Origin of the sequence: Nocardioides fonticola (assembly GCF_039536805.1) — a bacterium.
Lineage (GTDB): Bacteria > Actinomycetota > Actinomycetes > Propionibacteriales > Nocardioidaceae > Nocardioides > Nocardioides fonticola.
This window is the reverse complement of record NZ_BAAAZH010000011.1, coordinates 1-13,431: the sequence shown is the minus strand read 5'-3', so window position 1 is coordinate 13,431 and position 13,431 is coordinate 1. Positions and strand designations below refer to the sequence as shown.

Genomic DNA, 13,431 nt, shown 5'->3' with positions numbered 1-13,431 from the left:
GCACCGGCCGCGGCGGCTTCAGCCCGCGGCGTCCGGGTCGTCCGGGTCGTCCGGGGTGGCCGGGTCGCCCGGGGCGTCCGGCCCGTCTGGGCCGTCGTGCTCGCCGCGCGGAAGGTCCACCGTGAAGATCGATCCGATCGGCTCGCCCGGGCGCACCGCGATCGTGCCGCCGTGGGCCTCGGCGATCCGGCGGGTGATCTCGAGGCCGAGCCCGATCCGGGCCCGGTGCGGGTCACCCTCGGCCCCGCTCGTCCAGTGCCGGTCGAAGATCCGCTCCGCGTCGGCGCCGACACCGGGTCCCTGATCGATCACCTCGATGCGCGCCATCGGCCCCGCCGCCGAGGCGACGCCGCCGATGCGCACCTCCACCACCGCGCCCTCGGGACTGTGTCCGATGGCGTTCTGGAGGAGGTTGCCCACCGCCTGCCGCACCAACAGCGCGTCAATGCGGGCGGTGAGGCTCGGACCGCTCAGCCGCAGCGTGACCCCGCGGTCGGCGGCCTGGGCCCGGGCCCGCGCGATCGCCCCCGCACAGACCTCACGCAGGTCGCTGGGCGAACGTGCGGGCCCGGTCGGCGACCCCGCCTCGAACCGGGCGAGCAGCAGCAGATCGTTGACGAGGTCGGTGATGCCGGCGACCTCGGCCTGCAACGAGACGAGCACCGGACGCACGGTCGGCGGCAGGGTCGGGTCCTTCAACGCGACGTCGATCTCGAGGGCCGCGACGCCGAGGGGCGTGCGCAGCTCGTGGGAGACGTCGGCGGTGAAGCGGCGCTCGCGCCGGGTGGCCTCCTGGAGGCGTCCGACCATGCCGTTGAGGGTGCGTGCGAGCTCGGCCAGCTCATCGGCGGTTGCGGGCACGGGGATCGGGTCGTGCTCCCCGTCGGGATCGACGACGGCGGCCCGGCTCGTCATGGCGCCGACCGCCGCGAGCGCCCGCCGGGTCATCCACGCCCCGCCTCCCACCGCGACCGCCAGCGCGACGACCCCGCCGAACAGCGTGACGATCGTGAGGCGACGCAGCGCGCCGTCCAAGGTCGCGGTGCTCCGCGCCAGCAGCACGAAGCCGCCGTCGGCCGACGGCACCGGGACGACGACGGCGACGTAGCGTCCGCCGGCGCCGGGGAGCTCGATGACCTCGTGCCATTCCCCCTGCGTGCGCGCGTCGGCGAGCGCGGCTGCGGGGACGAGGCGGTCCGGCGCCCGCCACCCGGGCAGGCCGACGACGCCGACGACCATGCCGTCGGTGCGGATGATCGCCCCGATCACCTCGTCGTCCTGCGCCTCGCCCTCGACCGGCGGGTCGGCGAAGACCGGACCCAGCACAGCGGGGTCCCGGGCGATCTGCTGGGAGATGACGCGCGCGGTGATCTCGAGCGACTCCGCCTGCACGTCGATCCGGTCCTGGCGCTGCGCCACGAGCACGAGCGAGCCGACGGCGACCAGCATGAGGAAGGCGATCACCGCCTCCAGCACCACCAGGCGTGTCCACAGCCGCCAGCGGCGGAACGGGACGAGCATGCGGGTCACCTCCGTCGTTCGGCGAGGTACCCCAGGCCCCTGACCGTCGTGATCGAGAGCGGCTCCCCGATGGCGGCGAGCTTGGTGCGCAGGTAGCCGACGTAGACCTCCAGGATGCTCGCCGAGGCATCCGGACCGCGACCCCAGATGGCCGCCAGCAGCTCGGCGCGCCCGCAGACCCGGCCCTCCCGCTCGACCAGGTAGCGCAGCAGGGCGAACTCGGTGCGGCTCAGTTCCACACGTCGCCCGTCGACCTCGAGGGTGCGTTCGACGGGGTCGAACAGGAGGCCCTCACGGTCGACGACGTCCCGCTGGTCGCGCTCGTTCCGCTCGGTGTAGCGGCCGGCCCGGCGGATCTGGGCCCGCACGCGCGCCACGAGCTCGTCGAGGTCGACCGGCTTGACCAGGTAGTCGTCGGCCCCGGACTCCAACCCCCGCACCCGGTCCTCCACCGCGTCCCGGGCGGTGAGCATGATCAGCGGGGTGTGCACCCGTTGCTGCCGCAGCGCCGCACTGACGGCGTACCCGTCGAGCACGGGCAGGTTGAGGTCGAGCACGAGGCAGTCGTAGGACGCCGTCGAGGCGCGCTCGAGCGCCTGCGCGCCGTCGGTCGCGAGGTCGACCTCGAGGTCGGCGCGCTCGAGGCCGGTCCGCAGGAGGCGGGCGAGCTTGGGCTCGTCCTCGACCAGCAGGATCCGCACGGTGGTCCCTCCACGCCCTTCCACTACGCCGGAATCTGCCGCGTCGCGACCCCGGTGTCCTCCCCCGAACGGCGACGGCTCCGATCCCAGCGCATCGGCAGGTCGGATGTCCCGCGCCTGAGAAGAGTCTCAGCGAGCGGCGGGCCCCGGGACCACGGTCGAGGGTCACGATGGGATGGCCCACTCGGACCATCGAGGTCGAGACCTTCACCCCTCGGCCGGGGGTCGGCCGACATGAGAGATTCGAGCCGACCGATCCGGGCGGTCTGGACCAGAGGCCGTCGGGTGGGCGCGCTCGCCGTCCGCCACCTTGGGTCGTCGCCCTGCCGACCGATGGGTATCCCATGTCCTCCCTCGTCCCGCTCGTGCCGCGCGCCCGGGAGCGCGTCGTCGAGCTCGGCACCCTGGGCGGCGCCCTGCGTCGGGGTGGATTGCTCGTGGCCGAGACCGTGATCGTGCCCATGCTCCTGCTGCTGCTCGGCCTGACACTGGCCGGGCCGACGACCGGCTTCGCCTTCGTGCTCGCGTGGCGCTGGGGCCTCCCGGCGCTGCGGCTGCTGCTCGGCATCACCGTGCCCACGGCCGTCTGGCTCAGCAGCGGCCTGTTCACCCTGCGGGTCGTGCCGGCCTGGCTCGCCGCCTCGATGACGGTCTACCTCTGGCAGCCGATCATCGTGGCGGCGCTGGCCGGGCTCTTCTTCCTGATCTCCGGCGTCGTCGGGCACCCCGTCACCCTGCGCCTGACCGGGGACGTCGTCCGGCTGCCCGAGGAGTTCGTCGCCGACACCCGCGTGCGCCGCATCTTCGGCGAGGTCGCGGTGATCTGGGGCGTCGTGCACCTCGTGTGCGCGGGCCTCGGGGCGGTGTTCATGCAGTTGCCCACCGCGACCGCGGTGGTCGCCCAGGGCTGTCTCGGCGTCGTGTGCACGGTCGGCTCGACCGGCGGCGCGATCGGGTGGGGCGTGTTCCGGCTGCGCCATCTGCCCGGCCTGAGGCTGCGCTTCACGCCGAGCGCGCGCACCCGTCGGATACGGGCCGCTCGGGCCTCAACAGTCGGCCAGCCGGCGGCGCTGGACGCCGTCCGCGTCGTGGTTGGCCGGGTCGAGCCAGCGGCGATGGCGCTCGCGCAGCGCGGGCCACTCGGTGTCGATGATGGAGAACCAGTCGGTGTCGCGGGACCGCCCGTGGGTGACCATGTGCTGGCGGAAGCGGCCCTCCTCGGTGAAGCCGAGCCGCAGCGCCGCTCGGCGTGACGGCTCGTTGAGGCTGTCGCACTTCCACTCCACGCGGCGGTAGCCCAGGTCGTCGAGAAGGTGGCCGAGGAGCAGGTGCACGGCCTCGGTGGACGCCGCCGTGCGCTGCATCGGCTTCGACCACAGGACGCCGCTGATCTCGGCGACGCCGTTGCCGGGCACGATCGGGAACAGGGAGGCCAGCCCGCTGGCCCGGCCGGCGGTGGGGCCGGTGGTCGGCACGAAGGCGAACACGACGGCGTCGGTGCGCTGGGCGAGCGGCGCGATCAGCTCGGTGCGCACCTCCTCGACATCGCGGGGCCGCACCGCAGGTCGGTAGGTCCACAGGTCCTCGTCGAGGCAGAGCTCGGCGAGGTCGGCGGCATGCTCCTCGGCGATCGGGACGGCGCGCACCCAGCGGCCGTCGTGCGCCACCCGCTGCGGCATCGGACGCGGGGTCCACCCCGCGACGATCGGACCGACCGGATGCGCGCTCATGACCTCCACCCTACGTGGCTATTGCTTATAGCTATCCGGCTATGTATGTTAGCCGCATGACCTCCCACCTGGACCTTCCCGAGGGCCGCCTGGCCTACGACGTCCACGTGCCCGCCGGCCCCGCCCGCGGACTCCTCCTCGCCGTGCCCGGCATGGGCGACCTGCGCTCCACCTACCGCCACCTCGTCCCGCTGCTCACCGCCGCCGGCTACCGGGTGGCGACCGCCGACCTGCGCGGGCACGGCGAGAGCGACACCTCCTTCTCCGCCTACGGCGACGAGGCCACCGCCGGCGACATCGTCGCGCTGGCCGAGGCGCTGCGCCTCGACGGCGAGCGGGTCGTCGTGCTGGGCAACTCCATGGCGGCGGGCGCTGCCGTGATCGCCGCCGCCGAGCGACCCGACCTGATCGCGGGCCTGGTGCTCTCGGGGCCCTTCGTGCGCGATGGCGAGATCGGCGCCGGCATGAGGCTGATGTTCCGCCTGCTCATGCAGCCCGCGTGGATCGTGCCCGCCTGGCGCGCCTACCTGCCCAGCCTCTTCGCCGGACGCCGTCCCGACGACTTCGCCGAGGAGCTCGACCGGGTGGTCGCCGCGCTGCGACGTCCCGGCCACCGGCGCGCGTTCGCCCGCACCACCCGGACGACGCACGCCCCGGCGGAGGCGGTCGTCGATCGCGTCGCCGCGCCGACCCTGGTCGTGATGGGCGCGGCCGACCCCGACTTCCCCGACCCGGCCGCCGAGGCGGCCTGGATCGCCGAACGCACCGGCGGGGAGGTGCTGCTCGTCGAGGAGGCCGGCCACTATCCGCACACCCAGCGTCCCGAGGTCGTCGCCCCCGCGGTGCTCGCCCTGCTCGACCGCGTCACGGCGGCCGCCTGATGCCGCGCGCGGGTCTCACCCCCGACGGCGTCGTCGCCGCTGCGGCCGATCTCGCCGACGAGGTCGGGCTCGAGGCGCTCACGCTGACCGCGCTGGCCGAGCGGCTCGGGGTGCGCCAGCCCTCGCTCTACAAGCACCTGGCCGGGTTGCCGGCCGTGCACCGGGGCATCGCCGTCACCGCCAAGCGGGAGCTCGGCGAGGTGCTCGCCCGGGCGGCGATCGGGCGCAGCGGAGCCGACGCGCTGCGCGCGCTGGCCCGCGCCTACCGTGACTGGGCGATCGCCCATCCCGGTCGCTACGCGGTGACGACGCGGGCACCGGCGCCGGGCGATCTCGACGACGAGGCCGCCAGCGCGGCCGTGGTCGACGTGGTGGCTCGGGTGATCGCACCCCTGGTGGGCACGGCGTCCGACGATCCAGCCGACGCAGCCGACGCAGCCGACGCCCCGATGGCGCCCGAGGTGGTGCACGCGATCCGCACGCTGCGCGCGGTGCTGCACGGCTTCGTGCTGCTCGAGCGCGAGGGCGGCTTCGGCCTGCCCACCGGCGTGGCCGACTCCTTCGACTACGCCATCGAGCGGTTCGCCGCCGGGCTGGCGGCGGGGGCGGACGGCGTCCATCCCGGGTGACCCACGGTGTAGCCCAGCCGCTCGCGCCAGGTGCGGGCCGAGCGGACGTCGCGCCAGATCGCCGTCCACTCGTGGAAGGCGACCCGCACCGGGTTGAACGAGTCGACGTTCTTGGTCAGGCCGTAGCGCACCCGCTCGCCCTCGGCCTCGAAGGTGCCGAAAAGCCGGTCCCAGACGATGAGGATGCCCGCGTAGTTGCGGTCGAGGTACTGCTGGTTCGACCCGTGGTGCACGCGATGGTGCGACGGCGTGTTGAAAACCAGCTCGATCGGGCGCCACATGCGGTCGATGCGCTCGGTGTGGATGAAGAACTGGTAGACGAGGCTGATCGACTGCTGGAGCAGGATCATCCACGGCGAGAAGCCCAGCAGCGCCAGGGGCATCCAGTACGGCAGCGAGCTCATCGGCGTCCACGGCTGGCGCAGCGCGGTGGAGAGGTTGAAGTACTCGCTGGAGTGGTGCACGACGTGGCTCGCCCACAGCACCCGCACCGTGTGGTGGGTGCGGTGGTACCAGTAGTAGACGAAGTCGTCGAGGAAGAAGAGCGCCACCCAGGTCCACGGGTTGTCGGCCGGGAGTTCCCACGGCGCGAGCAGGAACAGCCCGGCGTAGGTGGCCAGCACGACCAGCTTCCAGCCGAGGTTGACGATGACGTTGCCGATGCCCATCGACAGGCTCGTGGCGGTGTCGCGGCGGTCGTAGCCGAGCTCGTCGTCCTCGGGCAGCAGGTAGTAGGACGCCGCCTCGACGGCGAGCAGGAGCACGAACACCGGGATCGCGGTGCGGATCAGGTCGAACATCGTCTTCCCTCGGGTCTGGCAGGGGTGGGGGGTTCAGGCGCCGTGGCGCAGCAGCAGGTCGCCGGCGAGCCGGCGGGCGGCGTCCTCGTCGCGGGCCTCGATCGCCGCGGCGAGGGCGAGGTGGCGGCCGCGGTCGGCGTACTCCTCGAGCAGGCCGGCGAGGTGCTCGTGGCCGATCGCGGCGATGCCCTCGGCGAGGGTGTTGAGGCCCAACCGGTAGGCGAGGTTGTCGGCGCCGTCGACGACGGCGGTCCAGAAGACCAGGTCGACGGCGGTGAGGTCGGCCGTGGCGCCGGGCGTCTCGGGGTAGGCGTGCGCGGCCTCGACGACGACGGCGAGCTGCTCGGGCTTGGCCCGCCGCGCGCAGAGGACGGCGGCGTCGATGCCGAGTGCGGCGCGCATCTCGACGAGGTCGGCCACGACCTTCGCCGAGGGGACGGCGCCGCTGGTGGCCAGGGCGACGAGGGTGTCGAGGCCGGCGTGCCCGCGCCAGTCGAGCACCCGGGTGCGCCCGCCCTGGCTGATGCTCACCAGCCCGGACTGCTGCAACCGCTTGAGCGCCTCGCGGATCGCGTGCCGGTTGACCTCGAAGGCCTCGGCGAGCTCTCGCTCGGAGGGCAGCGGCTCCTCGGGGGCGAGCCGGCCGCTGAGGATCTCGTCGGTCAGCGCCGCGAAGACGACCTCGCTGACGGCCGCGCGGACGACGGGGGCGATGGGCATGCGAGGACGCTAGGCCGCGCTGGTGTAGTTGTCAACTGGTTGGACCAGTTGTGAGGGCCGGCGGGTCAGGTCACCTCGCCGTCCAGGTAGAGCCAGTGACCGGCACGCCGGGCGAAGCGGCTGCGCTCGACCAGGACGCCGCTCCCGCCGTCGGCGGTGCGCCAGTGCGCGGCGAAAGCGACCTCGCCGGTCTCCTCCTCGGCGCCCCCGGCGAGGGTGTCGGTGATCTCGAGACGCACCCAGCTCACCCGCGGGTCGAGCTCGACCTCGTCGGGCCGCGTGCGCGGATGCCAGGTGCGGAACAGGTAACCCGCCTCGCCGCGCGCGAACGCGGCGTAGCGCGAGCGCATCAACTGCTCGGCCGTCGCCGCCCGCGCCGTCCCCCGGTGCAGCGGCGCGCAACAGGCGACGTACGGCGTCCCGGTGCCGCAGGGGCACTGGTCGTTCGGCTCCACGCGGGGAGGCTAGCCGGGGGTGGGCGGGCGCCGAGCGCGTCGGTGGTACGGACCTCTCGCACCGCCGGCCTCCGGCACGCCATCATGATCGGACTGCCGTCGGAGGTGGGCATGAAGGAGACCGTGGGCTGGGTGCTGGTCAGCATCATGCTGGTCATGGCCGTCATCGAGTTCGTCGCGCACCTCCGCGCCGTCGAGCACATGCGCCGCCTCGACCAGCGCGCCTGGAACGTCGCCGCCGTCGACGTCGACTACTGGCTCTACGGCCCGGCCGGGCCGATCACGATCCGTCCGCGGTTCTACCTCTGGTACCTCCTGGTCACCCGGCGCCGCTTGGACGCCGCCGCCCTGCGGGTCGCCGAGGAGGACCGCCGGCGCGGTCGCGGCTGACCGCGGACACAGGCCCGAGGGGCGCCTCAGCCTGAATCCACCGGTTCCCCGCTACTGCGCGACACCATCCGGGCGCCCTGGCTGCGTTGCCGCCGCTCGATGGTGCAACCAGACCGCCGCCGCGCCAGCGCCTTGCCAGGACACCCGCCTGGTGCCGCTCGCTACGCGGCGCACCGGCGGATGCAGGCTCAGCCTCCGTGGACCTTGCGGTTGAACACCAGGTGCGTGACGCCGCTGGGCGAGGTCGTCGCCTCGACGGCGAACCGCTCCTCGAGACCCTCGAGGCCATCCCACAGCCGGACGCCGCGTCCGAGCAGGATGGGTACCTGGACGACGTGGAGATGGTCGATCAGATCGGCCAGCAGGAAGTCGCGCACCACGCTCGGTCCTCCGCCGATGCGGACGTCGAGCCCACCGCCGGCGTCCCGGGCGGCGGCGAGCACCTCATCCGGGCTGGCGCTGAGGAAATGGAAGGTCGTGCCATCAAGCTCCAGCGGCGGCCGCGGTCGGTGCGTGAGCACGAACACCGGAGTCCCGAAGGGTGGCCGCTCGCCCCACCAGCCCCGCCATCCCAGGTCGTCCTGCCAGCCCGGCGGACCGAACTTGTTCGCCCCCATGATCTCCGCGCCGATACCCGGCGCCCATCGCTGCGCGAAGGCATCGTCGATGCCGTGCGCACCGTCGGCGCTGAACTGGCGAGTGGCGAAGAACCACTCGTGCAGCCGGTGCCCTGCATGTCCGAAGGGCGCCTCGAGCGACTGCGGCTCGCCGGTCGCGAACCCGTCGAGGGAGAGGGCGAAGTTGTGTACGCGCGTCTGCGACATGGGGTCCTCCTCACGTGGTGTCCGTCGGAACGACCGCCCGGCGACACGGGAATCATCGCCCGGCGACGACCCGGCTGCCTTGGGCGAGGGGTGCGAGCGGCTCGATGCGGGCCGCACGACCCGGAGGCCGTCGTCACATCGGCACGAGACACATGCACCGAAGCGTCCTCAGCGCCGGCTCTCGTCCATCTCCGGGGTGAGCCGGAGAGCCGGGCGTGGCCGCGGTGCGGCATCGGCGGCGGCATCGGGGTCCCACCCGGCGGCGTCCGCGGCGAGATCGGCCGCGTGCCGGGCCAGCTCGGCGAGGTGGGTCGCGCTGGGTCGATATCCGGGCAGGTCGTCGGGGTGCAGCGCGAGGAGGTCGGGGTAGCCGGGTCGGTCGCCGGGTCGGTCATCGGGTGCGGCTGCGGGGGCGGGTCGGCTGTAGGCCGTGGCGAACCGGTCGACCCACTGCTGGTAGCCGGCGAGGGTGAGCCGCAGTCGGGTCCAGCGGTGCAACGTCCAGCCCTCGGCGTCGCGGACGCCGGGCTCCGCGCCGGCGAACCGGTCGAGCAGACGGCGTCCCGCGCCGGCCCCCCGGGCGGCGAGGTGACCGACGACCTCCGGGGGCATGTCGAGGTTGAGGCCGCCCTCGTCGGACCCCTGGAAGATGGTGACGACCCTGCCGCTGTAGCCCGGCATCGTCAGCTGCTGCTCGTCGACCCAGTTGCGAGCGGTGTCGAGGATCGCGCCGCCGAAGCCGAGCAGCCCGGCGGGACGCGCGTCGTCCAGGGTCCGCCAGGGTCGGAAGCGTCCACCGCCCGAGCCGGCCGGGAGGTAGGAGTTCTCGGCCTCGTCGGCGCTGCGTCGCCTCGTGTCGCCGAAGGGGTCGAGGTTGATGGCGAAGGTCGGGCGGCCCGGCAGCGGGGAGTCGAAGAGGTGCACCGGCAGGTTGGCGCAGATGCCGCCGTCGGAGAACCAGGTGCGCTGGCGGCGGGCACGCGGCACCTCGGCGGCCGCGCGGGCGGGATCGGTGTCGCCATGCTCGCGGCGCCATTCGTCCACGGCGGCGCTCGCGGCGCGGTTGTCGGGGTGCGCCCAGTTGGTGGCGTGCAACGGGACGGCCTGGAGCAGGCCGGGGAAGCTCAGCGACATCCGCGTCGCGACCAGCACCGGCAGGTCGCGGGCGTCGGGCCAGGGCAGCAGCGGTGCGTTCTGCAGCCGGCGGACGGCGGTCGCGAACGCCTCGCCCGGCGAGGGGTCGGCAGCCGGGGCGTGGTCGACCATCCACTCCACGATGGCGGGCGGGAAGAGCTCGGCGAACTCGGCCGGATCGAAGAAGTACTCCCGGTTGAGCCACGGCATCGTCACCGGCTGGCCCTGGGTGAGGTCGGTGGTCATCATCCGCAGCTCGACGCCGGCGTCCTGGAGGTGTCCGAAGGTGAGGGGGTCGCCGTCCGGATCGAGGCCGGCCAGGGTCTGCAGCTCGCGGTGCAGCCACGGCGTCAGCGCGAGTGGGGCGGGTGCGCCGACCGGACCGCGCCCGCGGGTCGGCGTCCCCGGCATGCCGGCGCACAGGCCGAAGCGGCGCACCTGCCCGAGGTCGGACCACAGGCCCGAGGCCGCGGCGGCGAGCACCCCGATCGCCGCCACGACGACGCCACCGATCCCGCCGGCCAGCACCGAGGCCCACCCACCGCCGACCACCCCGAGCAGGAGGAGCGCCAGGCCGGGAAGGACGCCCACCCCCATCCGCCCGGCGTACCCGCGCACGAGGGCCGCGGCCGCCGCGCGACGCGGCGCGGCCGGGGTGCGCATGCCGGCGGTGAGGACGCCGAAGAGGCGGGCCGATCCGCGGTCGCGGGCCGGCTGGAAGAGGTTGAAGAGGGTCGAGCGGCCGTTGGCGCACGGCTCGGTGAGGCGGTGCGGCAGCCCGGCGAGCCGTTCGAAGCCGCCGCTGGCGCGGCCGACCTCGGCGGCGGCGGTCGCGGCAGCGGCGATCGCGCCGGCCGACGTGCCGCCGACGGAGCGGAAGCGGTAGGTGGTTGCGAGCTCGCACACGGCGGTCGGGTAGAGGACGCCGCTGGTGACCCCGCCCTTCATCACCAGGTCGCACTCGAGCGGCGGCTCGGTCGGATAGCGGCTCATCGGCCCCTCCTCGGCGATGGGGAGCCCCCGCTCCCGCGAGGACGACGCTTCTCGCCTGGCCGAGCCACGTCAAGGGCGACCGGACCGGTGGAGCCGTCAGTAGCGGTACTGGCCCAGCAGCACGCGCAGCTCCTCCGAGGTGCCCGACAGAGCGGTGGCGGCCTCCAGGGAGACCTGGGCGTCGTGGCGGGTGGAGTCGGCGGCCTGCGCGACCTCGGCGATGTCGCGGGTGATCTCGGCGGCGCCGGCAGCCATCTCGGCCACGTTCTGCGCCATGACCGCGGTGGTGGCGGTCTGCTCCTCGACGGCCTCGGAGATCGCCTGCTGGATGCTGTTGATCTCCGCGATGATCCCGGTGATCTGGCCGATCGATCCGACGGCCTCGCCGATGCCCGACTGGATCGCCTCGACCAGGCCGGCGATCTCGGTGGTGGAGGTGGCGGTCTCGCGGGCGAGCGCCTTCACCTCGCTGGCCACCACCGCGAAGCCCTGGCCGGCCTCCCCGGCGCGCGAGGCCTCGATGGTGGCGTTGAGGGCGAGCAGGTTGGTCTGGCTGGCGATCGTGCTGATGACCTTCACGACCGCTCCGATCTCCGCACTGGAGGTGCCGAGTCCGGTGACCACGGACGTCGCGTTCTCGGCGACCGCCACGGCCCGCTGGGCGACGTCGGTGGCCGCGGCGGCGCGTCGGGCGATCTCGTGGATGCTGGTCGAGAGCTGCTCGGCCCCGTCGGCGACGACGCCGATGGTGGCGGTGACCTGTTCGCCGGCCGAGGAGGCGTTCTCGGCGCGGGCCGAGGTCTGCTCGGCGCTGGCGCCCATCCCCTGGCTGCGTGAGGTCAGCTCGTCGGCGGCGGTGCCGAGCAGGTCGGCGGTGCGTCCGATCTCGCCGATGTTGGCCCGCATGGTGGCCAGCAGGCTGCTGAGCCCGGCGGCGAGCTGGCCGACGGCGTCCCGGCCCTCGATCGTGACCTCGCGGGTGAGGTCGCCGGCGACGGCGGCCGACACGACGCCCAGCAACTCCTCGACCTTGGCCGCCAGCTCCCGTGTCTCCTGCTCGCGCTGCTCGGCGAAGCGGCGCTCCTGCTCGAGTCGTTCGGCGGCGGCGGCCTGTTCCCGATCGAGCCGTTCGGCGGCGGCCCGCTGCTCGCGCTCGGCCTCGTCGCGGGCGACCTGGGCGCGGCGGGCGGCCTCGGCGGCCTCGGCCCGTCGTTCCGTCTCGGCCCGTTCGAGGGCGGCGGCGCGATCGCGCTCGGCGGCCTCCACGGCGCGCGCCTGGGCCTCGGCCGCCTGGGCCTCCCGTTCGGCCCGGGCGCGAGCCACCGCCGCCTCGGCCTCGCGGAGGGTGCTGGCCGCGATCGTGATCGCGCGCCCGATGTCGCCGAACTCGTCGCGTCCGTCGGGCACGTCGAGTCCCGTCACCTCGCCGCGCGACAGCGCCTCGACCGCGGTGATCGTGCGGCCGGCGTCCTCGCGGGTCAGGCGGATCACCGCGAGGGTGACGGCGGCGGCGAGCAGCAGGCACACGATGCTGACGAGCATCACCAGGCGCTGCCGGCCGACGAAGCCGTCGATGCGGGTCTGCAGGAGGTCGTCGAGGGCGTCGGCGGCCGGGTCGACCGCCGCGGCGGCGGCTGCGGCGACCTTCGACGGATCGGCGGCGGCCGGGCTCTCCAGCGAACCGGTGAGCTGGGCCTGCATCGCCGCAGCGGCGTCGGCGACGTCGTTCAGCGGTGCCAGCTGGCGGCGCAGGTCGGTGGACGCTGTCGAGTCGAGGGCGGTCGCGACGTCGGAGGCGACCAGACCCCCGGCGCGTGCGAGTCCCCCGGCCAGCAGCGCCTGGGCGGCGACGGCCTGGGTCGCCGCGGCCTCGCCGGGCCCGACGGCCGCCTGGGCGGCGGTCGTCAGCACCGAGGGGAGCTGGACGACCAGCACGTCCATGGTGAAGAAGGAGTCGAGGTCGGGGTCGAGGATGAGGGAGGAGGTGTTGCCGGCGACGCCGATGAGGTCGGCGAGGGACGTCGCGAGCCGCGCCCGGCTCGCGGGCGTGTCGGCCAGGGAGTTCTCGCTCACCGACTCCCACGCATCGGCCAACTCCAGGTCGGGGTGCGCCTCGACGGCGCGTCGCAGCGGCTCGAGGTCGACCGACTCCCCGCCGGCGACGGCGGCCAGGGCGACGAGGGCGGGTCGCACCACCTCGACGCCGGCCTGCTCGTCCTGCGCGAAGTGGATCTGGCCGTTCGACGTCGACACGAACGCCTGGCCCAGCACGACGGTCGGCACCAGCAGCACCGCGGCCAGCACCACCAGGCGCAGGGTGAGGCGCAGCCGTCGCACGACGGCCGCCGCCGGACTCAATGCCACCTCCGCCGTCCGCCGCAACGCGGGGACGGCAGGGACACCGGGTGCAACGAGCGCCAGCAGGGCAGGTGCTCTCATCGGACTCCTCCAAGTCACGACCGGCCCGCGCAGGGACGTCAGTCCAGGACACTTGTCCCGGGACCATCGGCGTGCCGGATCGCTCCCTGAGGAGTCGGAGACGCTGGTCTAGGCACGGCCGCGGGGTGGGCCGACCGACGTGGTCGCGGTGGGGACTGCCCCGAGTTTGGTTGACGCCTGACCTGTGAGGATCGCTCCTCGCTGGAAGGATGTC

Annotated in this window: 12 protein-coding genes; 3 read left to right on the top strand and 9 right to left on the bottom strand. The window is 74.0% G+C overall.

Annotated features, from left to right (window positions below; translation table 11 throughout):
- Positions 1 to 18: 18 nt before the first annotated feature.
- From ABD671_RS06780 to ABD671_RS06770, 3 genes are all read right to left on the bottom strand, one after another.
- Entirely contained in the window at positions 19 to 1,521 is a 1,503-nt protein-coding gene (locus tag ABD671_RS06780) for a sensor histidine kinase (RefSeq protein WP_344732520.1), read from the bottom strand.
- A gap of 5 nt (positions 1,522 to 1,526) precedes the next feature.
- Positions 1,527 to 2,222: a response regulator transcription factor gene (locus ABD671_RS06775; protein WP_344732519.1), complete on the bottom strand. Its 696-nt coding sequence runs from the start codon at positions 2,220 to 2,222 to the stop codon at positions 1,527 to 1,529.
- A gap of 1,046 nt (positions 2,223 to 3,268) precedes the next feature.
- Entirely contained in the window at positions 3,269 to 3,952 is a 684-nt protein-coding gene (locus ABD671_RS06770) for a GNAT family N-acetyltransferase (RefSeq protein ID WP_344732518.1), read from the bottom strand.
- Between the two features lie 56 nt (positions 3,953 to 4,008).
- Between ABD671_RS06770 and ABD671_RS06765 the strand changes: the two genes are divergently transcribed.
- Positions 4,009 to 4,833, top strand: a complete 825-nt coding sequence (locus ABD671_RS06765) for an alpha/beta fold hydrolase (RefSeq protein WP_344732517.1) — start codon at positions 4,009 to 4,011, stop codon at positions 4,831 to 4,833.
- The gene (locus ABD671_RS06760; RefSeq protein WP_344732516.1) at positions 4,833 to 5,462 is read left to right on the top strand and encodes a TetR-like C-terminal domain-containing protein; all 630 of its coding nucleotides are present in this window, start codon (positions 4,833 to 4,835) and stop codon (positions 5,460 to 5,462) included. The genes ABD671_RS06765 and ABD671_RS06760 overlap by 1 nt, the downstream gene beginning before the upstream one ends.
- On the opposite strand, the gene ABD671_RS06755 is transcribed toward ABD671_RS06760, so the two are convergent.
- The 3 genes from ABD671_RS06755 to ABD671_RS06745 all read right to left on the bottom strand — a co-directional run bounded on the left by ABD671_RS06755 (position 5,399) and on the right by ABD671_RS06745 (position 7,437).
- Positions 5,399 to 6,262 (bottom strand): sterol desaturase family protein, encoded by an 864-nt coding sequence (locus ABD671_RS06755; protein WP_344732515.1) that lies wholly within the window; start codon positions 6,260 to 6,262, stop codon positions 5,399 to 5,401. The two genes, ABD671_RS06760 and ABD671_RS06755, sit on opposite strands and share 64 nt — an antisense overlap.
- A gap of 33 nt (positions 6,263 to 6,295) precedes the next feature.
- Complete coding sequence (locus tag ABD671_RS06750) at positions 6,296 to 6,982, bottom strand: FadR/GntR family transcriptional regulator (protein ID WP_344732514.1); 687 nt, start codon at positions 6,980 to 6,982, stop codon at positions 6,296 to 6,298.
- Positions 6,983 to 7,047: 65 nt separating this feature from the next.
- Positions 7,048 to 7,437, bottom strand: a complete 390-nt coding sequence (locus ABD671_RS06745; protein ID WP_344732513.1) for a YchJ family protein — start codon at positions 7,435 to 7,437, stop codon at positions 7,048 to 7,050.
- A 111-nt stretch (positions 7,438 to 7,548) separates the two neighbouring features.
- On the opposite strand from ABD671_RS06745, the gene ABD671_RS06740 reads away from it, so the two are divergent.
- A complete protein-coding gene (locus ABD671_RS06740) occupies positions 7,549 to 7,827 on the top strand; it encodes a hypothetical protein (protein ID WP_344732512.1) in 279 nt (92 codons plus the stop codon).
- 188 nt (positions 7,828 to 8,015) lie between these two features.
- Here the strand turns inward: ABD671_RS06740 and ABD671_RS06735 are convergent, their stop codons facing one another.
- The 3 genes from ABD671_RS06735 to ABD671_RS06725 all read right to left on the bottom strand — a co-directional run bounded on the left by ABD671_RS06735 (position 8,016) and on the right by ABD671_RS06725 (position 13,217).
- A complete protein-coding gene (locus ABD671_RS06735; protein WP_344732511.1) occupies positions 8,016 to 8,651 on the bottom strand; it encodes a dihydrofolate reductase family protein in 636 nt (211 codons plus the stop codon).
- Between the two features lie 168 nt (positions 8,652 to 8,819).
- Positions 8,820 to 10,778: a hypothetical protein gene (locus tag ABD671_RS06730; protein ID WP_344732510.1), complete on the bottom strand. Its 1,959-nt coding sequence runs from the start codon at positions 10,776 to 10,778 to the stop codon at positions 8,820 to 8,822.
- A gap of 96 nt (positions 10,779 to 10,874) precedes the next feature.
- Positions 10,875 to 13,217 (bottom strand): methyl-accepting chemotaxis protein, encoded by a 2,343-nt coding sequence (locus ABD671_RS06725; RefSeq protein WP_344732509.1) that lies wholly within the window; start codon positions 13,215 to 13,217, stop codon positions 10,875 to 10,877.
- Between the last annotated feature and the right edge of the window lie 214 nt (positions 13,218 to 13,431).